At 70.5% G+C, this 19827-nt stretch carries 13 protein-coding genes and 1 pseudogene; 3 read left to right on the forward strand and 11 right to left on the reverse strand.

Features of this window, described 5'->3' with window-relative positions; all coding sequences use genetic code 11:
• Positions 1-18: 18 nt before the first annotated feature.
• Positions 19-945 (reverse strand): menaquinone biosynthesis prenyltransferase MqnP, encoded by a 927-nt coding sequence (gene mqnP / locus ACN27F_RS20145; RefSeq protein ID WP_421440337.1) that lies wholly within the window; start codon positions 943-945, stop codon positions 19-21.
• Entirely contained in the window at positions 921-2384 is a 1464-nt protein-coding gene (locus tag ACN27F_RS20150) for a menaquinone biosynthesis decarboxylase (protein ID WP_421435647.1), read from the reverse strand. Before ACN27F_RS20150 ends, mqnP begins: the two co-directional genes overlap by 25 nt.
• Positions 2385-2587: 203 nt before the next feature.
• Here ACN27F_RS20150 and ACN27F_RS20155 point away from each other — a divergent pair, with 203 nt between their 5' ends.
• Positions 2588-4597: an ABC transporter ATP-binding protein gene (locus ACN27F_RS20155; RefSeq protein ID WP_421435650.1), complete on the forward strand. Its 2010-nt coding sequence runs from the start codon at positions 2588-2590 to the stop codon at positions 4595-4597.
• Positions 4598-4635: 38 nt separating this feature from the next.
• Here ACN27F_RS20155 and ccsB read toward each other — a convergent pair whose 3' ends face one another.
• The 6 genes from ccsB to hemL form a co-directional block, all read right to left on the reverse strand.
• A complete protein-coding gene (gene ccsB, locus ACN27F_RS20160) occupies positions 4636-5673 on the reverse strand; it encodes a c-type cytochrome biogenesis protein CcsB (RefSeq protein WP_421435654.1) in 1038 nt (345 codons plus the stop codon).
• Complete coding sequence (resB, locus tag ACN27F_RS20165; RefSeq protein ID WP_421435656.1) at positions 5673-7253, reverse strand: cytochrome c biogenesis protein ResB; 1581 nt, start codon at positions 7251-7253, stop codon at positions 5673-5675. The genes ccsB and resB overlap by 1 nt, the downstream gene beginning before the upstream one ends.
• Positions 7253-8005 carry a cytochrome c biogenesis CcdA family protein gene (locus ACN27F_RS20170; RefSeq protein ID WP_421435659.1) on the reverse strand — a complete coding sequence of 251 codons (753 nt, stop codon included), beginning with the start codon at positions 8003-8005 and terminating at the stop codon, positions 7253-7255. The genes resB and ACN27F_RS20170 overlap by 1 nt, the downstream gene beginning before the upstream one ends.
• Positions 7998-8570, reverse strand: a complete 573-nt coding sequence (locus tag ACN27F_RS20175; RefSeq protein WP_421440339.1) for a TlpA family protein disulfide reductase — start codon at positions 8568-8570, stop codon at positions 7998-8000. The genes ACN27F_RS20170 and ACN27F_RS20175 overlap by 8 nt, the downstream gene beginning before the upstream one ends.
• A 76-nt stretch (positions 8571-8646) precedes the next feature.
• Positions 8647-9294, reverse strand: a complete 648-nt coding sequence (locus ACN27F_RS20180) for a histidine phosphatase family protein (protein WP_421435662.1) — start codon at positions 9292-9294, stop codon at positions 8647-8649.
• The gene (gene hemL / locus ACN27F_RS20185) at positions 9291-10658 is read right to left on the reverse strand and encodes a glutamate-1-semialdehyde 2,1-aminomutase (RefSeq protein WP_421435665.1); all 1368 of its coding nucleotides are present in this window, start codon (positions 10656-10658) and stop codon (positions 9291-9293) included. Before hemL ends, ACN27F_RS20180 begins: the two co-directional genes overlap by 4 nt.
• Before the next feature lie 108 nt (positions 10659-10766).
• Here hemL and ACN27F_RS20190 point away from each other — a divergent pair, with 108 nt between their 5' ends.
• Positions 10767-11096, forward strand: a complete 330-nt coding sequence (locus tag ACN27F_RS20190; RefSeq protein ID WP_421435667.1) for an STAS domain-containing protein — start codon at positions 10767-10769, stop codon at positions 11094-11096.
• Positions 11097-11126: 30 nt separating this feature from the next.
• Here ACN27F_RS20190 and ACN27F_RS20195 read toward each other — a convergent pair whose 3' ends face one another.
• Positions 11127-11687 (reverse strand): response regulator, encoded by a 561-nt coding sequence (locus tag ACN27F_RS20195; RefSeq protein ID WP_421435670.1) that lies wholly within the window; start codon positions 11685-11687, stop codon positions 11127-11129.
• Entirely contained in the window at positions 11684-16066 is a 4383-nt protein-coding gene (locus ACN27F_RS20200) for a HAMP domain-containing protein (RefSeq protein WP_421435673.1), read from the reverse strand. Before ACN27F_RS20200 ends, ACN27F_RS20195 begins: the two co-directional genes overlap by 4 nt.
• Positions 16067-16176: 110 nt before the next feature.
• Between ACN27F_RS20200 and ACN27F_RS20205 the strand changes: the two are divergent.
• Positions 16177-18267 (forward strand): annotated as a pseudogene (locus ACN27F_RS20205) (SpoIIE family protein phosphatase); the annotation flags it as partial.
• A gap of 70 nt (positions 18268-18337) precedes the next feature.
• Here ACN27F_RS20205 and ACN27F_RS20210 read toward each other — a convergent pair.
• Positions 18338-19741 (reverse strand): FAD-binding oxidoreductase, encoded by a 1404-nt coding sequence (locus ACN27F_RS20210; protein WP_421435676.1) that lies wholly within the window; start codon positions 19739-19741, stop codon positions 18338-18340.
• Between the last annotated feature and the right edge of the window lie 86 nt (positions 19742-19827).

Raw genomic sequence — 19827 nt, forward strand, 5'->3', positions numbered from 1 at the left:
TCCTCGAAGCAGCCCGGGTCACCAGCGCAGGCCGAGCCGGACCACCAGATCGGCCAGGGCGAACACGAACAGCGCGATGCCGACGAACCCGTTGGCGGTGAAGAACGCCCGGTTGACCCGGGACAGGTCGGTCGGGGTGACCACCACGTGCTGGTAGCCGAAGGCCACCGCGGTCAGCGCCAACCCGATCGACCACGGCCAGCCGAAGCCGACGATCACCCCGAACCAGCCGAACAGCCCGAACGTCACCACGTGCGCCACGGTCGAGGCGCGCAGCGCGAACGCCCGGCCGTACCGGGCGGGAACGCTGCGCACCCCGATCTCGCGGTCGATCTCCGCGTCCTGGCAGGCGTAGATCAGGTCGAACCCGCCGATCCACAGCCCGACGGCCGCGCCGAGCAGGACCGCCGGCCCGGCGCCGGCGAACGTGCCGGTCACCGCCAGCCAGGCGCCGACCGGGCCGACCAGCTGGGCCAGTGCCAGCACCGCGTGCGGCCAGTCGGTGAACCGCTTGGCGTACGGATAGCCGACCAGCGGCACCACCGCGAGGGGAGCCAGGACCAGACAGAGCGGGTTGAGCAGCGCCGCCGCGCCGAGGAAGACGACGAGCGCGACCGCCGCCCCGGTCCAGGCCGTCCGGACGCTCACCGCCCCGGTCACCAGCTCCCGACCGGCGGTACGCGGGTTCCGGGCGTCGATGTGCCGGTCGATGATCCGGTTGGCGGCCATCGCGAAGGTCCGCGCGCCGACCATGGCGATGGTGATCAGCAGCAGGTCGAGCCAGCGTACGCCGCCGTCGAGGCGGGCCATCACGGTCAGCGCGGACAGGTACGCGAACGGCAGCGCGAACACCGAGTGCTCGATCGCGACCAGACGCAGGAACGCCTTGATCCGACCGGGCCCGGTGGTGGACGTGGCACTCACGAGACGCCGTACTCCCGCCAGCGCTTGTCGACCAGCGCGACGATCTCCGGTGACATGCTCATCTCGGCCGGCCAGCCCCGGGAGTAGCCCTCGGTGGGCAGCTTGCGGGTCGCGTCGACGCCGGCCTTGCCGCCCCAGAACTGCTGGTACGACGAATGGTCGAGGTGGTCCACCGGGCCCTCGGTGAGCAGCAGGTCGTGCGCGTAGTCGACATTGCCGAAGGCGCGGAACGCCACCTCGGCGTAGTCGTGTACGTCACAGTCGTCGTCCACCACCACGATCAGTTTCGACAGTGACAGCAGGTGGGCGCCCCAGATCGCCGACATGATCTTCTGCGCGTGTTTGGGGTAGCGCTTGCGGATCGACACGATCACGCAGTTGTGGAAGACCCCGGCCGCAGGCAGGTCGTAGTCGACGATGTCCGGGATCAACATCCGCAGCAGCGGCAGGAAGATCCGCTCGGTGGCCTTGCCGAGCCCGTGGTCCTCCTGTGGTGGCTTGGACGTGATGATCGAGTGGTAGATCGGGTCCCGCTGCATGGTCATGCATTCGATGTGCAGCACCGGAAACGGCTCGACCGGGGTGTAGAAGCCGGTGTGGTCGCCGAACGGACCTTCCGGCAGCCGCTCACCCGGCTCCAGGTGGCCTTCCAGCACGATCTGCGCGTGGGCCGGCACCTGCAGCGGTACGGTCCGGCAGTCGACCATCTCGACCCGTTGACCACGCAGGAAGCCAGCGAACAGGTATTCGTCGATGTCGCCGGGTAGTGGTGCGGACGCCGAGTAGCTGACCACCGGGTCACAGCCGATCGCCACCGCCACCGGGAGCCGTTCGCCGCGCCGTTCGGCGACCGCGTGGTGGGCGGTGGAGTCCTTGTGGATCTGCCAGTGCATGCCGAGCGTGGTGGGCGAGTGCTGCTGCAGCCGGTAGAGGCCGAGGTTGCGGTTGCCGGTCTCCGGGTGCCTGGTGTGGGTCAGCCCGTAGTTGTGGAAGATGCCGCCGTCGCCGGGCCAGACCTGCAGCCCGGGTAGCCGGTCCAGGTCGACGTCCGACCCGGTGTAGATCACTTCCTGGCACGGCGCGGTCTTGACCTTGCGCGGCGGCAGCGAGGTGAGCTGCATGACCTTGCCCAGGCCGTCGCGGATGCCGGACCAACCGACCGGCAGCTCCGGCCGGATCATCGCGCCGATCCGGTCGCCGATCTCGTCGAGCCGGCGCACGCCGAGCGCCATCGCCGTACGCCGTTCGGTGCCGAACAGGTTCACCGCCACCGGCATCTCACCCCGGGTGGGGCGCTCGAACAGCAGTCCCGGCCCGCCGGCCCGTACCGTCCGGGTGACGACCTCGCTGATCTCCAGCGTCGGATCCACCGGTACGCCGACCCGGCGCAGCTCGCCGGCACGTTCCAGGGCCGCGACGAAGTCCTTCAAGTCCTGGTACGGGAACCCTGCAGCCGCCATGCCGCCCAGTCTGGCCTACCCGCCGGCCAGCCCAACCAACCGGGGCGGTGATTCGGTCGAGGTCACCGTCGGTGCCCGCCGACCCGGGCCCGGCGCACCTGAATCACCGAAGCGTGACCGGTCATTCGATGTGCTGTCCGTGATTGTGTCAGTACCAGGGAGTAAACATGGTTCGACGCCGCTGGTGACGGAAAGGGCCTGCCATGACATCGTCGACGACCGACCCGCGACCGAGTATCGGGGGCACCGGCACCGGCGACGCCGCGCCCCGGACCGGCGGGCCGCCAGCGGAGTCGGTGCTGCCGGAGCTGCGGGCGATGTGGTGGGAGACCGGGCTACGGGCCCGGGCCGAGGCGGGGCTGTTCGCCGTCTTCGCCGAGCTACCCCGGCTGGTCGGCCAATCCGTCGCGATCAGCTGGCGGGCCGACCGGCTGCGTACCCTGGTCGTCGCCGTCGCCACCCTGGGCGGCGGGGTGCTGTCCACCTTCGGGTTGCTCGCGACGCAGCGGGTGCTCGTGGAGTTGTTCGCCGGTGGCCCGACCGCTGACAAGGTCGTCGCCGCCCTGCCCGCGTTGGCGGCGCTGGCGGCGGTGACCGCACTGCGCGCCGGGCTGGGCATCGTCACCGGGTACGCGCAGAACGGGCTCACTCCCCGGGTCAGCCGGGAGGTCGAACGAGGGCTGTTCGAGGTGACCACGGCGGTGCGGCTCGACGCGTTCGACGCCGACGCCTTCGCCGACGACATGGAACGCGCCTCCCGGGGCACCGACTCGGCGATCTCGCTGGTGCAGGCGTCGATGAATCTCTTCGCCGGGCTGGTCAGCCTGCTCGCGGTCACCGTGGCGGTGATCGTGATCCACCCGCTGCTGCTCGCCGCGCTGCTGGTGGCGACGCTGCCCGGTGCCTGGGCGGCACTGTCGGCCGGACATCTGCGGTATCAGACGTACAGCGCCGGGTCGGTGCGTCGGCGCCGGCTGTGGATCCTGCACCGGCTGATGGCCGAGCGTACGTCCGCACCCGAACTGCGCTCGTACGGACTGCGACGGTTCCTGCTCGACCAGTACGACCGGGTCATGGGCGTGGAAACCGACATCCAACTCACCCTGGCCCGCCGGGTCACCACGACGACCAGCGTCGGTGCGCTGCTCGGCGGACTAGCCACCGGGCTGGTGTACGTACTGCTCGGGATCCTGCTCATCGACGGGCAGATCCCGCTGGCGGCGGCGGCCACCTGCGTGATCGCGGTGCAGGCGGCGCAGCGGGCGTTGACCGCGATCACTCTGCAGGTCGACCGGGTCTACACCGAGGGCCAGCACTTCGGCGACTACGTCGGCTTCATGACGCGGGCCGCGGCCTACCTGCCCGGCCGGGCCGGCACCGGCGCCTCCGGCGCCAGCCCCCAGCCGCTGCGGGAATTGGCGGTGCGCGGTGTCGGCCTGCGCTACCCCGACCGGGACGCGTTCGCTGTCGACGATGTCACGCTGACCATCCACGCCGGGCAGACCGTGGCGTTCGTGGGCGAGAACGGTTCGGGCAAGACGACCCTGGCCGCGATGATCGCCACACTCCGGGCACCCAGCGTCGGCGTCATCGAATGGAACGGTCGGCCGCTGGCCGGATGGGACCTCGACCAGTTGCGCAGCCGCATCGCCGTGGTCACCCAGGAGTACCACAAATGGCCGTTCACCGCGGCGACCAACATCGCGATCGGCGACGCCGACGCCGAACCCGACCGGTCCCGGATCGAGGCCGCCGCACGCCGTGCGGTGGCCCACGACATGGTTCATGCCCTGCCGGACGGGTACGAGACACTGCTGGACCGCACCTTCGCCAGGGGGCAGGACCTCTCCGGCGGGCAGTGGCAACGCATCACCGCCGCCCGTGGATTCCTGCGCGACGCCGAGCTGCTGATCATGGACGAACCGTCGTCGGCCCTGGATCCGCGCGCCGAGGACGCGCTCTTCCAGGCGATCCGCGACCGGCAGGGTCGAGCGACCACCATCCTGATCACGCACCGGCTGGCCAATGTCCGGCACGCCGACCGCATTTTCGTCCTACACGACGGATCCCTGGTCGAGTGCGGCAGCCACGACGAGCTCATGGCCGCCGGCGGTCGGTACGCGGACCTGTTCACCCTGCAGGCCGCCGGCTACGAGAGCGGATCGCGCGTCCGGCCGGCGACGCCGCAGCAACAACGACTCGCCCCGACCTGACCACCACCACCGACCGGTGGATCCCGACCGGTGGACGCTCAGTCGACCCCGGCGTACGAGTGCAGGCTCTCGAAGAAGAAGTTCACCCCGAACAGGTTCATCAGCATGGTGAGGAAGCCGAGCAACGCGATCCAGACGACCGTGGTCCGCCGTACGCTCGGCGTGGCACGGGCGTGCAGGTAACCGGCGTAGATCACCCAGGAGATGAATGCCCAGGTCTCCTTCGGGTCCCAGGCCCACGGCCGGCCCCAGGCGTGTTCGGCCCAGATCGCCCCGGCGATCACCGCGAAGGTGAACACCGGGAACCCGAGGGCGTGCAGCCCGAAGGTGAGCCGCTCCAGCGTCGGCGCCGCCGGCACCCGCTTGGCGAGCAGGTACGGGAACCCGTGCTTGCCCTGCTCGTACCCGCTGCGCAGCAGGAACGTCACGGCCGGGACCGAACCGAGGAGCAGCACCCCAGACGAGGCCATGATCGTCGACACGTGGATGGCGTACCAGTAGGACTGCAACGCCGGCACCAGCGGTGTGATCGGGGTGTAGAACACCAGGCCGGCCATGCCGAGCAGGGCGACCATGACCAGCGCGACGAACAGGCCGAGTGGGCGCAGCGCGGGGCGGCGGTAGACCAGCACCAGCCAGGCGGCGACCCCGACGAAGGTGATCGCCAGTACGTACTCGTACATGTTGCCCCAGGGCAGCCGGTCGGCCGCGACGGCCCGGGTGATCAGGCACGCCAGGTGCACCAGCACCCCGAGTACGGTGGCCCCGGTGGCGAACCAGCCGACCAGCGGCACCGCCTGCCATCCGGTCCGCGCGTGTGCCTGTGCCTGTGCCGACGGCAGCGGTGGCGGTGGCGGGTCCTCGACCACGCCGGTGTCCCCACCGACGGCCGTGCCGGCGCTACCGTGACCGGCGCTACCGTGACCGACCGTGACGGTGGCCAGTCGCCGGTCCGGCGCCACGGCGGCACCGACCACCCGGCGGTTGGCGAAACCGGCTTCGACCGCATGACAGATCATCGCGAGCAGGTACGCGAAGATCGAGACGACCAGGAGTTGGTCCGACAGTGCCGCCATCAGTGCTGTCCTTCCCGCGACCCGGTGCCGTCCGGGACCGTGCCGCCAACCGCCTCGACGAGTCCCCGGAACTCGTCGGCGAACCCGGGATAGTCGGTGCGCGGCAGCCCACCGGCCTCGACCAAGCTACTACCGGCCGTCGTTGCGTCCGCGTCGGGGCCGGCCGGTGTGACCCGGAACCACACCCGGCGGCGCCGGCCGAACAACGCCGGCATCAGCCCGACCAGCAGCAGCGCCGAGCTGGCGAGCAGCAGTTCGGTGCCGGGGTCGTACCGTACCGACAGGGTGACGTACTGCGAGATGTCCAGGAACTCGATGGTGGTGCCGTCGTCAAGGGTCATCGACTCACCCGGCCGCAGCAGTTGCGGGTCACCGACCGGCAGCAGCCGGCCGGCCTGCACCTGCCGCTGGTCGACGCGGTAGACCGAGCCGGGAATCCCGGCGTCCAGCCCGAGATTGCCCCGGTACGCCGACAGCATCACCGCCGGATCGCGCAACTCGGGGTGGACGGATCGGACGTACGGCGGCTGCTGCGGGGCGCTCGGCAGGAACAGCCCCTCGAAGGCGACCTGCAGGTCGGAGTCGCGGTCCCCGGTCGCCGGGTCGACGTTGGCGTCGGGGAAACTGGCCACCCCCGCACCGGTGAGCATCCCGTCGGTGGCCAGGAACGGCGGGGTGACGGTCTGCGCCCGGCCGTACCGGTCGGTGTAGCGCAGCACCGGCGCGTAGCCGTGCCCGAGCAGGTAGACGTTGGCACCGTCGAGCCGCAGCGGTGAGTTGACCGAGAACGTCTCGGCCCGGCGTGCCCGCCCGCGCTCGTCGACGAGGACCTCGGCGCGATAACTGGCCGGCTGCCCCGACGCCAGGAAGGTGGCCTCGAAGTCGGTCAGTTCGAGGCAGAAGCGGGGCAGGTCGGTGTCGGCGACGCGTGGTCCGAGCCCGTACTCGTCGTACTGCTGGGCGGTGTTGCAGAATCCGGCGTCCGGCCCGGCGACCAGCAGGCGGTTGCCGTTCCAGCCGTACCAGGAACCGAGCGCCACCCCGAGCAGCACGGCGACCAGCGAGAAGTGGAACAGCAGGTTGCCGGTCTCCTTCAGATACCCCTTCTCCGCGCTGACCGCGTCGCCCGAGACGGCGACCCGCCAGCGGCGCCGGCGCAACTCGGCGGCGATCGCTCCGAGGCCACCGTCGGGTCCGGCCAGCACCGCGTGCTGGGGCAGCCGGTCCAGTCGGCGCGGCGCGGTCGGCGGTGCCGCGCGCAGCGCCCGGACGTGCTCGCGCAACCGGGGTACCAGGCAGCCGACCAGCGAAGTGAACAGCAGCAGGTAGATCGCGGCGAACCAGGGCGAGGCGAACACGTCGAACATGCCGAGTCGGTCCAGCACCGGGGCCAGCCGTGGGTGCTCCTGGAAGTACGTGTTGACGTTTTCGATGTTGACGTCGCGCTGCGGCAACAACGAGCCGGGGACGGCCGCGACCGCGAGCAGGAAGAGCAGGATCAGCGCGGTACGCATGCTGGTGAGCTGCCGCCACGAGTTGCGCAGCAGGGCCACGGCCGGACGCGGTTCGACCTGCACCATCAGATGCTCACCTCGCCGACGCCGAAGGTGGTCTGCACCCAGATGACGAACTCGTGCCAGCCGCCGGTGACCAGCGCGATCCCGATCAGGATGAGCGTGGCGCCGCCGACCCGGGTGACCCAGCGGCTGTTGCGCCGGATCATGGTGAACACCCCGAGCAGCCGCCGGAACGCCAACCCGAAGATCACGAAAGGCAGGCCGAGGCCGAGGCAGTACGCCACGGCGAGGGCGGCCGCCCGGTCGGTCTGGCCGCTGACGGTCGCCATGCCGATCACCGCACCGAGCGTCGGCCCGACGCAGGGCGTCCAGGACAACGCGAAGACGGCACCGAAGACCGGGGCGCCGATCAGTCCGGCTTGCGGCAGCCGGTGGATCCGCAGTTCCCGCTGCATCCCCGGGACGAGCCCGACGAACGCCAGACCGAGCAGCACGATCACCAGCCCGACGCCGATCTCGACCGGGCGCTGATAGGTGAACAGGAAGCGGCCGATTCCGGCGACCACGATCGCGGTCAGTGTGAAGACCGTGGTGAACCCGGCGACGAACAGCAGGGTCCCGGCCAACACCCGGCCGGACCGGCCGTCGGTGGCGTCCAGGTCGGAGCCGGCCAGCCCGGTGACGTACGACAGGTAACCCGGCGCCAGCGGCAGCACACACGGGGACAGGAAGCTGACCAGCCCGGCCAGGGCGGCCAGGCCGAGCGCGAGGAGCACGGGACCGCTGCGGGCGATCTCGGCGAACGTCTCACCCATCGGCCGGATCCGCTGTGGCCGGGTCCGCTACCGGCTCGGCCACCGGCACCGTCGCCTCCGCGGCGATCTGCTCGATCAGTGGCTGTAGGCCTTCCTGGCGGACCGCCTGGCGGATGACCGTGGCGATCCGGCCGTGGCGGTCGACGATGATCGTGGCCGGGATGCTGTTGGGCGGGATGTCGAAGTCGAGGGCGAGCCGGCTGGCCGGGTCGAACAGGCTGGGATAACTCACCCGTCCGTCTTCGAAGGCGAGCGCGGCGTCCCGGGAGTCCTTGACGTTGACCCCGAGAAACCCGACCCCCTGGTCGCGGGTCGCCTGGTAGGTGGCTTCCAGGTCGGCGGCCTCGGCGCGGCACGGCGGGCACCACGAACCCCAGAAGTTGACCACCAGGACCTGGCCACGGTACCCGGCCGGGTCGAACGTACTACCGTCGAGCAACTCGGCTGCCAGCTCCGGTGCGGGCGGACGGTTGTCACCGGCGCAGGTGATGATCCCCTGCGCGTCGGTCTGGCAGTTGTCCTGCCAGCTGTCGCCGGCGCAGCCGGTGAGTGCCAGGGCGGTCAGCAGGACGCCGGCCCCGGCCAGCGCGGCCGGCCCGCGCCGCCGCAACCGCCGCTGCCCGCGTCGTTGCGGCCGCACCTCAGGCTCCCTTGGCCGTCCGTGCCGACGGCGACATGGCGATCAGGTGTGCCGCTGGCTCGGTGTACCCGATGCCGACCACCCTGGCGTCCTCGAAGTGGATCGAGGTGAAGCTGGCCAACGCGCACTGGCGCCGGCGGGGGTCGTGCCAGAGCCGCTTGCGTTCCAGATAGCGGCGCAGGGTCCAGATCGGCAGCTGGTGGGAGACGCAGACCGCCTCGTGGCCCTCGGCGGCGATCCTGGCCGCGTGCACGGCCGCGAACATCCGTTCGGCGATCGCGGTGTACGCCTCGCCCCACGACGGGGTGACCGGGTCGCGCAGCACCCACCAGTTGCGCGGATCGCGGAACGACCCGTCACCGGGGGACACCCGCCGCCCCTCGAACCAGTTCGCCGATTCGATCAGCCGTTCGTCGACCGACACCGGCAGCCGGAACTGCCCCGCGATGGGTTCGGCGGTCTCCTGCGCGCGCTCCAGCGGGCTGGCCGCCACGTGTACGACGTCGCGTTCGGCGAGCGCCTGACTGGCCGCCTTGGCCATCTGCGCGCCCAGCTCGGAGAGCCGGAAGCCGGGCAGCCGGCCGTACAGGATCTTCTCCGGGTTGTGCACCTCGCCGTGTCGCAGCACGTGGACGACGGTTTTCTTCATCCGTTCTCCCCCACCCTCGGCGCCCGCGAGGCGCCGTCGGCCGCCTTGGCCGCAGCCGCAGCTCCGGCCGGCAGCGCGGCGGCGAGCTGTTCCAGGGCGACGTCGTCGATCGCCGCCGAGACGAACCATGCTTCGAACGCGCTGGGGGGGAGATAGACGCCGTGCGCGAGCATCGCGTGGAAGAACGCCCGGTAGGCGCCGGTGTCCTGGCGGCGGGCAGTGTCGTAGTCGACCACGTCGGCGTCGGTGAAGAAGATGGAGAACATGGTGCCGGCGGTGGACAGCCGGTGCGGTACGCCGGCCTTGGCGAGCGCGTCCGTGGCCAGCTTGCCGACTTGCGTCGCGGTGTCGGCCAGCCGCTGGTACAACGCGGTGTCGGCCAGTTGCAGGGTGGCCAGCCCGGCGGCGCACGCGACCGGATTCCCGGACAGGGTGCCGGCCTGGTAGACCGGTCCGGCCGGGGCGAGCTTGCGCATGATCTCGGCCCGGCCGCCGAAGGCGGCGGCCGGCAGCCCGCCACCCATCACCTTGCCGTACGTGTAGAGGTCGGCGTCGACCGGTTCGAGCTCGGCCCAGCCGCCCCGGGCGACCCGGAATCCGGTCATCACCTCGTCGACGATGAGCAGCGCGCCGTGCGTGTGCGCGATCCGGGCGAGGGCCGCGTTGAAGCCGGCCGCCGGGGCGATCACGCCCATGTTGCCGGCCGCCGCCTCGGTGATGACCGCGGCGATCTGGTCACCGTGTTCGGCGAACGCTTCGGTGACCGCGGCCACGTCGTTGTACGGCAGCACGATGGTCTCGCTGGCCGCGGCGCCGGTCACGCCGGGCGAGTCGGGCAGGCCGAGGGTGGCCACCCCGCTGCCGGCGGCGGCGAGCAGGGCGTCGACGTGGCCGTGGTAGCAGCCGGCGAACTTGACGATCCGGGACCGCCCGGTGTGCCCCCGGGCCAACCGGATCGCCGACATGGTCGCCTCGGTGCCCGAATTGACCAGCCGGACCAGCTCGACCGGGGTGCGATCGACGATCTCGGCCGCGAGCTCGACCTCGCCCGGGGTCGGCGTGCCGAAACTGGTGCCGAGCGAAGCCGCCTGCGTGATAGCCGCCACCACCTGCGGGTGGGCGTGGCCGAGGACCAGCGGACCCCACGAGCAGACCAGGTCGAGGTAGCGGCGCCCGTCGGCGTCGAACAGCCAGGGACCGGCGCCGCGCACCATGAACCGGGGTGTGCCGCCGACCGCCCGGAAGGCGCGCACAGGAGAATTGACCCCGCCGGGGACGATCGTGTCGGCGCGGTCGAACAGGGCCTGGGAAGCGGGCGCGTCAGCCGGGTACGGGCGGGCGCCGGCGGGTTCGGTGACAGTCACGGCCCTGCCATTGTGGCAGCGCGACGGCGACTGGACACAGCCGCCCCTGTTCCCGGCGGTCGCCTGCGTCCCCAGGCCGGGGTCGCACGATCGCGATACGCTGGCCCGGTGGAGCGGGCGGAGCTGTCTATCGCGCTGCAGCGCACTCCCGACGAGGCGGTGCTCCGCCTCGTCGGCGAGATCGACATGCTCACCGCCGTCCAGCTGTCCGCCGCGGTCAACGAACTGCTCAGCGATGCGCCGGCCCGGATCGTTCTTGACATGGGCGGGATCACCTTCTGTGACTCACAGGGACTCGGCACCCTGGTGGTGCTCACCCGCAAGGCCAGTCACGCGCAGAGTCTGCTGCTGCTCACCAACGTCGGCGAGTTTCTGCTCCGGGTGCTGAGCATCACCGGTTTGCGCTCGGCGCTGACCATCCGCAACGGCCACGGCTGACCAGTGAACCGACCCGGTCCGGGTCGGCGGTCAGCCGTTCACCCCGCCCCACCGGGCGGTCTCCAGCAGATCCGCCACCTCGGCCGGGTCCACCTCGTCGGTGGCGCGCAACCGCTCGATCGCCTTGTCGACAGCGGCGCACAGCGTGCGCCACTGCTCGTCGCGTTGCCGAACCGTGTCGGCCTGGGTGGTCAGCTGCCGGTTCTTCGTCCACAGGTCGACGAAGACGCCGACCTTGGCCCGCAGCACCCACGGGTCGAACGGCTTGATCAGGTAGTCGACCGCGCCGACGGCGTAGCCGCGCAGGGCGAGTTGCGCGTCGCGGTCCGCCGCGGTCAGGAACAGGATCGGCACATGCCGGGTACGTTCGCGGCGTTTGATGTGGTTGGCCGTCTCGAATCCGTCCATCTCCGGCATCTGGGCGTCCAGCAGGATCACCGCGAAGTCGTCCACCAGCAATTGCTTCAGCGCAGCCTCGCCGCTTTCCACCGCCACGGTCTGCACCGGCATCCCCTGCATGATCGCCTCCAGGGCGAGCAGGTTCTCCCGCCGGTCGTCGACGAGCAGCACTCTGGCCGGTCCGCTGGTCATGCGCTGGACTCCTTGCCCTCGTTGATCCGATCGGCCGCGTTGATCCAGGTAACCATCAGGGTTATCAATCTATCCAGATCAACCGGCTTGGTGATGTAGTCGGTGGCACCTGCCTGCAGTGCGGATTCCCGGTCGCCCGGCATGGCCTTGGCGGTCAGGAACACCACCGGCAGATCGGCGAACCGCTCGTTGCGCCGGATCACCCGCGTCGTCTCGTACCCGTCCTGGTCCGGCATCATCGCGTCCATCAGCACGATGTTGACTTCAGGCCGTTCGGCGAGCTTACGCACCCCGTCCACGCCGTTGTCCGCGTACAAAACGGTCATCCCGTGCAGTTCCAGGGCACTGGTCAGCGCGAAGACGTTGCGGACGTCGTCGTCGATGATCAGCACCGTCGCCCCGTCCAGTCGCCGGGTGGCCGGCGGGTCCGGCCGGTCCACCTCGATCGGCCGGCTCAGCGGCGGCAGCGCGGTGCGGATCGGTGCGGACGGCGGCAACGGCGCCGGCGGCAGGACCGCGTCGGTGTTGAGTACGTCCGGGACGTACAGGGTGAAGGTGGAGCCCTCGCCCGGCGTCGAGGTCACGGTGATCACGCCACCGATCAGCCGGGCCAGATCCCGGCTGATCGACAGGCCCAGCCCGGTGCCGCCGTAGCGGCGGCTGGTCGTCCCATCCGCCTGCTGGAACGCCTCGAAGATCAGCGAGAGCTTGTCGTCGGAGATGCCGATCCCGGTGTCGACCACCGTGAAGGCCACCACCTGCTCGGCGGTGGTCAGCGCCGGCTGGTCGAACGTCACGCCGTCGGCGGCCGGACCGATGCGCAACGTCACCGACCCGTGGTCGGTGAACTTCACCGCGTTGGACAGCAGGTTCCGCAGGATCTGCTGCAACCGCTGGGCGTCGGTGACGATCGCCGGCGGCAGATCCGGGGTCACCTCGACCTGCAGGCGCAACCCCTTCTCGTCGACCTGCGGCGCGAACGCCTGCTCGACGTACCCCCGGATCTCACCGAAGGGCACCTCCGCCGGCTGTACGTCCATCCGTCCGGCCTCGATCTTCGACAGGTCCAGGATGTCGTCGATCAGCGAGAGCAGATCGGAGCCGGCGCTGTAAATCGTCTTGGCGAACTCGATCTGCTTCTCGGTGAGATTGGCGTCCGGGTTGTCGGCGAGCAGCCGGGCCAGCAGCAGCAGCGAGTTCAGCGGCGTCCGCAGCTCGTGGCTCATGTTGGCCAGGAACTCCGACTTGTACGCCGAGGCGCGCGACAGTTGCTGTGCCTTCTCCTCCAGACCGATGCGGGCCAGCTCGATCTCCCGGTTCTTGGTCTCGATGTTGCCCTTCTGCTCGGACAGCAGCCGTGCCTTGTCCTCCAGCTCGGCGTTGGTACGTTGCAGTTCGGCCGACTGAGCCTGCATCTCGTTGGCCAGCCGCTGGGACTGGGCCAGCAGTTCCTCGGTCCGCTTGTTGGCCTGGATGGTGTTGACCGCGATGCCGATCGTCGCCACCAGCCGCTCCAGGAAGGCCAGGTGCAGATCGGAGAAGGCGGCGACCGAGGCGAACTCGATCACTCCGAGCATCTCGCCCTCGAACAGCACCGGCAGCACCACGTGGTCGCGGGGCGGAATGTTCAGCAACCCGGACCGTAGGGTGAGCGCCCCGGTGGAGCCGGCACCGACCCGGATGGTTCGCCGCGACACCGCGGCCTGTCCCACCAGTCCTTCGCCGGGGCCGAAGGTGACGCTGTGATTCCGGGCCACGTACCCGTACGCGGCGGTGAGTTGCAGCCGCATCACGCCCTCCTCGACCTCGACGAGGAAGAAGGCACCGAGCTGCGCGTCGACCAACGGCGTCACCTCGTTCATGATCATGCGGCAGACCTCGACCAGATCGCGCTGACCCTGCAGCAGACCGCCGATGCGGGCCAGGTTCGAGTCCAACCAGCCCTGCTCGGCGTTCTTCTTGGTGGTGTCGCGCAGAGTGACGATCATCTGGTTGATGTTGTCCTTCAGCTCGGCGACCTCGCCCTGCGCCTGCACGGTGATGTGCTGGGTCATGTCGCCGCGGGTCACCGAGGTCGACACCTGGGCGATCGCCCGCAGCTGGGTGGTGAGCGTCGAGGCGAGCTGGTTGACGTTCTCGGTCAGGTCGCGCCAGGTGCCGGAGACGCCCTTGACCTGTGCCTGGCCGCCGAGCTTGCCTTCCGTACCCACCTCGCGGGCGACCCGGGTGACTTCGTCGGCGAACGACGACAGCTGGTCCACCATCGTGTTCACCGTGGACTTGAGCTCCAGGATCTCGCCCTGCGCGTCGACGGTGATCTTCTGCGACAGGTCGCCCTTGGCGACGGCGGTGGTGACCGAGGCGATGTTGCGGACCTGGCTGGTGAGGTTGGAGGCCATCGAGTTGACGTTGTCGGTGAGGTCGCGCCAGGTGCCGGAGACGCCCTTGACCTGTGCCTGGCCGCCGAGCTTGCCTTCCGTACCCACCTCGCGGGCGACCCGGGTGACTTCGTCGGCAAAGGACGACAACTGGTCCACCATCGTGTTGACGGTGTCCTTCAACTCCAGGATCTCGCCCTGCGCGTCGACGGTGATCTTCTGCGACAGGTCGCCCTTGGCCACCGCGGTGGAGACCTGGGCGATGTTGCGGACCTGGGCGGTCAGGTTCGACGCCATCGAGTTGACGTTGTCGGTGAGGTCGCGCCAGGTCCCGGCCACGCCACGGACCTGTGCCTGGCCGCCCAGCTTGCCTTCGGTGCCGACTTCGCGGGCGACCCGGGTGACTTCGTCGGCGAACGACGACAGCTGGTCGACCATGGTGTTGACGGTCGATTTGAGTTCGAGGATCTCGCCGCGTGCGTCGACGGTGATCTTCTGGGAGAGGTCGCCCTTGGCGACGGCGGTGGTGACCGAGGCGATGTTGCGGACCTGGCTGGTGAGGTTGGAGGCCATCGAGTTGACGTTGTCGGTGAGGTCGCGCCAGGTGCCGGAGACGCCCTTGACCTGTGCCTGGCCGCCGAGTTTGCCTTCGGTGCCGACTTCGCGGGCGACCCGGGTGACCTCGTCGGCGAACAGCGACAGCTGGTCCACCATCGTGTTCACCGTGGACTTGAGTTCGAGGATCTCGCCGCGTGCGTCGACGGTGATCTTCTGGGAGAGGTCGCCCTTGGCCACGGCGGTGGAGACCTGGGAGATGTTACGCACCTGGGAGGTCAGGTTGCCGGCGAGCTGATTGACGTTCTCGGTGAGGTCCCGCCACGTCCCCGACAAACCTCGCACCTGTGCCTGGCCGCCGAGTTTGCCCTCGATGCCCACCTCACGGGCCACCCGGGTGACCTCGTCGGCGAACCAGGACAGCTGGTCCACCATGGTATTGACGGTCGATTTCAGTTCGAGGATCTCACCCTGGGCCGCGACGGTGATCTTCTGCGACAGGTCGCCCTTGGCGACAGCGGTGGAGACCTGGGCGATGTTGCGGACCTGGGCGGTCAGGTTCGACGCCATCGAGTTGACGCTGTCGGTCAGGTCCTTCCAGGTGCCCGCGACGTTCGGCACCTGGGCCTGGCCGCCGAGTTTGCCCTCGGTGCCGACCTCGCGGGCCACCCGGGTCACCTGCTCGGCGAACAGCCGCAGCGTGTCCGTGAGCATGTTGATGGTGTCGGCCAGCTCGGCGACCTCCCCCTTGGCCGACACGGTGATCTTCTGCGACAGGTCGCCACGGGACATCGCCGTCGCCACCTGGGAGATCGACCGCACCTGGTGGGTCAGGTTGGACGCCATCGAGTTGACGTTGTCGGTGAGGTCCTTCCAGGTGCCGGAGACGCCCTTGACCTGTGCCTGGCCGCCGAGCTTGCCTTCGGTGCCGACCTCGCGGGCGACCCGGGTGACTTCGTCGGCGAACGACGAGAGCTGCCCCACCATCGTGTTCACCGTGCGGCCGATGCGCAGGAACTCACCACGTAGCGGCTGCCCGTCGATTTCCAGTTCCATGTGCTGGGACAGGTCGCCCTCGGCAACCGCCCGGATCACCCGGGCGATCTCGGTGGTCGGCCGGCCCAGGTCGTCGATGAGTGCGTTGATCGCCCGATGGTTGTCCGCCCACGCCCCGCCGAAGCCCTCCTCGTCGAGGCGCTCGGTCAGTCGGCCGTCGCGACCCACGATCCGGCTGATCCGGCGCAGATCCAGGTGCTGGCGTTCCTGCAGGGAGACCACCTCGTTGAAGGCATCCGCCACCTCGCCGGCGACGCCGACCCGCCTGGGTAGGCGTACCTTCAGATCGCCCTGCCCGACCCGGCGCAGCGCCTCGGCGAGTTCGGCGAGCAGCGCGGCCTCGTCCGTGGCCGGCCGGTGGGCGATAGGCAGCTCTTTCGCGCTGGTCATGGCTCCTCGCTCAGCTCAGGGAGTGGGCTGACCTCATCATTGCTCGACTACCGTGACAGATGCGAGGTGCATGACAGCAATACGGGCCAGGCGATCGGAGGAACTGGCAGGTGTCAGGAAGGGCCGAGCGTACCGTAGCAACTACTCAGGGTGAATATGTCCGTCGGGTGCGTCTACCGGCCGACCGGCGTACCCCCGCCGCTGCCCGGGCCGTCGTGCGGTCCGTTCTGTCCGATGCCGCACTCGACGAACTGCTGAACGAGGCCCTGCTGCTGACCACGGAGCTGTCGACGAACGCGGTGGTGCACGCCGGCACCGACCTGATCATCGAGGTGACCGCCGACCCGCTCGGGCTGACCGTCACGGTCACCGACTTCGTCGCCGGGCCGATCGAGAAGGTCGCCGCGCTGCCCCGCAACGAGCGGCAGCAGATATCCGAGGTCTCCGAGCGCGGCCGTGGTCTGCTCCTCGTCGATCATTTCGCCAGCCGCTGGGGCACTACGCATCTGCCGACCGGCAAAGGGGTCTGGTTCCGGCTCGACCGGTCCGGCTCCGCTACCGGAACCAACGCCGTGGCACCCGACCCGGCCGGACCGGCCGGCGACACACCGGAGCGGGCCCCCATCGAGCCGGATCTCACCCGGCAGCCCCTGGCCGCGCCGAGCGCCGGCACGATCGCGTCGTTGATGCAGGCCGGTCCCGAGCCGCACGCCGAGGACCCACTCGCGGACCTGGCCGCGAAACTGCTCGGCCGGGTCGCCGAGCTGGTCGGTGCCGCGGGCGCAGCGGTACGGCTGGACCGCGGCGATGGGCGCGGCACCCAGATCCTCGCCCGGTACGGCCGGCCGCCCCGATCCGGCGAAACGCTGCTCCGCGTCCCGCTCACCGTGCACCGCCCGTACTCCGGCGAGCTGGAACTCGACGCCGCACCGTCGGACTACGCCGGGCCGCTGGCCAGCCTCGTCGCCGAGCGGCTGTCGCTGCATCTGGAGAACGACCGGCTGCGCCAGGCGGACCGGCGCCGACAGACCTGGCTCACCTTTCTCGCCGAAGCCAGCGAACTGCTCGCCCACTCACTCGACGTCGATCTGACGATGGCGTTGATCCCGCAACTCGTGGTGCCCCGGCTCGGCCAGTGGTGCGCGGTGCACACCGCGGACGAGTGGGGACAACTGCAGTTGGCCGCCGCGATCCACGCCGACGAGACGGTGCTTCCCCAGTTGCACGCCACGCTGCGCGAGAGCGGGCCGGACTCGGTTCTCGCCCGGCTCCGGGAAGCCTCCCGCAGCGGCTCGCAGATCCCGCTGGGCGCGCCGATGGACGGGTTCGCGGTGCCGCTGGTCGCCCGCGGGCAACGGCTGGGCACCCTCGCCGTCGGCCGGCACCAGCAACACCGGCACGACCCCGACGAGGTGGCGGTGCTTGAGGACGTGGCCCGACGGGCCGCTCTGGCCATCGACAACGCCCGGATCCACCAGGAACGTCGACGGGTGGCGCACACCCTGCAGCAGTCGCTGCTGCCACCGGTGCTGCCCACGGTGCCGGGGATCGGGCTGGCCGCCGAGTACGTGCCCAGCGGGGACGCGGCCCAGGTCGGTGGCGACTTCTACGACGTGGTGCCGTTGTCACACGGCCGGTGGCTGGTGGTCGTCGGCGACGTGTCAGGCAAGGGCGTCCAGGCGGCGACCGTGACCGGGCTGGTACGCGACGTGATCCGGGTGCTGGTGCGTGACGGCAAGACCTTGCCCGAGGTGCTGGCCCGGCTCAACGACACGCTCGTCGAGCGGGGTGGCGGGCGCTACTGCACGCTGGCCATGGCCGCGGTGGGGGCGACCGGCGACGGCCGGCTCGACGTCCGTCTGCATCTGGCCGGACACGACCGGCCGGTGCTGATCAGCGGCGACGGCCGGGCCCGCTTCGTGGGCGCCGGAGGCACCGCGCTCGGCCTGCTGGAGACGATCGCCGCCCCGTCGGTGGAGTTGCCCCTGAATCCAGGCGATTCCCTGGTCTTCTACACCGACGGGGTGACCGAGCGGCGCAACGACCGAGAACTGTTCGGCCCGGAGCGGCTGCGCCGTGCCGCCGCACCGCTCGCCGGCTTCTCGGCCGAGGTGGTGGCGGCCCGGCTACGGACCACGACGCTGGACTTCTCCACCGAAGCGCCCCGCGACGACATCGCGATCCTGGTGGTACGCAACGATCCGGCCGTGCGTCCGGTCGCGTCTGTCCGGCCAGCCGAATCCGCCCGGCCGGGCAAGGCCGCCGGACATCTCACAGGCCGCCCGTGAGGCGTCCCGGTGCCAGTCGCCGGTGCGGGTCGAATCGCTGTTTCAGCTCGCGCAGGCGGGCCAGTCCGGGCACCTCGCCCCAGATGTCGACCGCCCGGCGTACCGGTGCGGGTGCGTCCAGTACCACGCAGTTGCCGCCATGCGCGCGCAGCACCGCACGGACCGCGCCGAGGATCGCGTCGACCTGTTCGGGAGGCGTCGAACCGGGCAGCGCGGCATGCACGAGCCCGGTGCCGACGGCACCGCGCACCGGTACCCGGGTCCGGGCCGCGTCGCGCAGGGCGTAGAGCGCCGAGTGCAGATGGGCCGCTGGTACGTCGAGCTGGATGGCGACATCGCCGGCGGCGAACGGGTAGCGCCGCCACCACGACGGCGGCTGCGCGGCGATGCTGGCGTCGGCGGCCAACAGGCCGGCGGCCCGCCCGGCCCGCCGACGGATCTGCTCGGAGGTCCCCTCGAACAGCACCGCGAGCAGGCCTGGCCGCTGCCGGTGGCGCTCGGGCGGACCGGCAGCCGTGGGATCTGTGCGCGGCTCGACGTCGCCGGGCAGGTCCAGCTCGATCGCGGCGGGCTCCAGCCCGGCGACGACCAACTCGCCGACGAGATCGCGTACCTCGTACGGCGTGTGCACCTGGCGTCGGACCCAGAGCCGGTCGGCCGGCACCGGCAGGAGCCGCACCGTCGTCGACACCAGCACCGCCAGCGCTCCCTGCGAGCCGCAGAGCAGCTGGGGCAGTTCGCTCCCGTCGTCAGTCCCCGGCGCTGCCCGGACCAGGTTCCCGGTGGCATCGACGTAGTCGACCCCGACCAGGTGCCGGCCGGGTGGACCGTGCCGGTGGCTCAGCGGGCCCGTCTCGTCCGCCGCGACCACCCCACCGACCGTCGCCGAAGTGGAGCGTGGGTCCATCGGAATCCGTAACCCGGTGCGCCCGACCGTCCGCTGGACGGCACGTACCGGAGTGCCGGCGCCGACCTGGACGAGAGTCGATCCGGGCGGATGGTGCCACACCCCGCAGAGCCGACCGGTCTCCAGCACGATGTCGACATGCGAAGGCGGAGATCCCCAATGGAGTTTGCTGCCGGAACCACGGGTCACCAGCGCCAGGCCCCGGTCGGCCGACAGGCGCAGCACGTCGGCGACCGCGCCGACCGTGCCAGGCGCGACCACCCACCGTGGACCGACCGTAGCTACCGCGTCGTCGTCGTTGGCCGGCCGGGTGAAACCTGGCCCGCAGATAGCGGACAATCGATCGACCAGGGCACTCGTCGTCGCATCACCCGAACGTCGGTCACCTGCCTGCCGGCTACCGGCCTGGCTGCCCGTGGGCTGGCTGCCCGTGGGCTGGCTGCCCGTGGGCTGCTTACCGGCTGGCTGCCCGTCGGTCATGGCGTCACCTCCCCGGCAATCGTACACATGTTCTAATCGACGTGGGGGGCGGTCCGCCGTGCCACGTCGACCGGTGGGAGGCCTTC

Source organism: Solwaraspora sp. WMMB335 (genome assembly GCF_049179075.1).
In the GTDB taxonomy this organism is placed as follows: Bacteria; Actinomycetota; Actinomycetes; order Mycobacteriales; family Micromonosporaceae; genus Micromonospora_E.

Coding starts and splice junctions, on each gene's coding strand:
- ACN27F_RS20200 (WP_421435673.1), bottom strand. CDS start 16,066: ATGACCAGCGCGAAAGAGCTGCCTATCGCCCACCGGCCGGCCACGGAC.
- ACN27F_RS20170 (WP_421435659.1), bottom strand. CDS start 8,005: ATGGGTGAGACGTTCGCCGAGATCGCCCGCAGCGGTCCCGTGCTCCTC.
- resB (WP_421435656.1), bottom strand. CDS start 7,253: ATGGTGCAGGTCGAACCGCGTCCGGCCGTGGCCCTGCTGCGCAACTCG.
- ccsB (WP_421435654.1), bottom strand. CDS start 5,673: ATGGCGGCACTGTCGGACCAACTCCTGGTCGTCTCGATCTTCGCGTAC.
- ACN27F_RS20195 (WP_421435670.1), bottom strand. CDS start 11,687: ATGACCAGCGGACCGGCCAGAGTGCTGCTCGTCGACGACCGGCGGGAG.
- ACN27F_RS20155 (WP_421435650.1), top strand. CDS start 2,588: ATGACATCGTCGACGACCGACCCGCGACCGAGTATCGGGGGCACCGGC.
- ACN27F_RS20180 (WP_421435662.1), bottom strand. CDS start 9,294: ATGAAGAAAACCGTCGTCCACGTGCTGCGACACGGCGAGGTGCACAAC.
- ACN27F_RS20210 (WP_421435676.1), bottom strand. CDS start 19,741: ATGACCGACGGGCAGCCAGCCGGTAAGCAGCCCACGGGCAGCCAGCCC.
- ACN27F_RS20150 (WP_421435647.1), bottom strand. CDS start 2,384: ATGGCGGCTGCAGGGTTCCCGTACCAGGACTTGAAGGACTTCGTCGCG.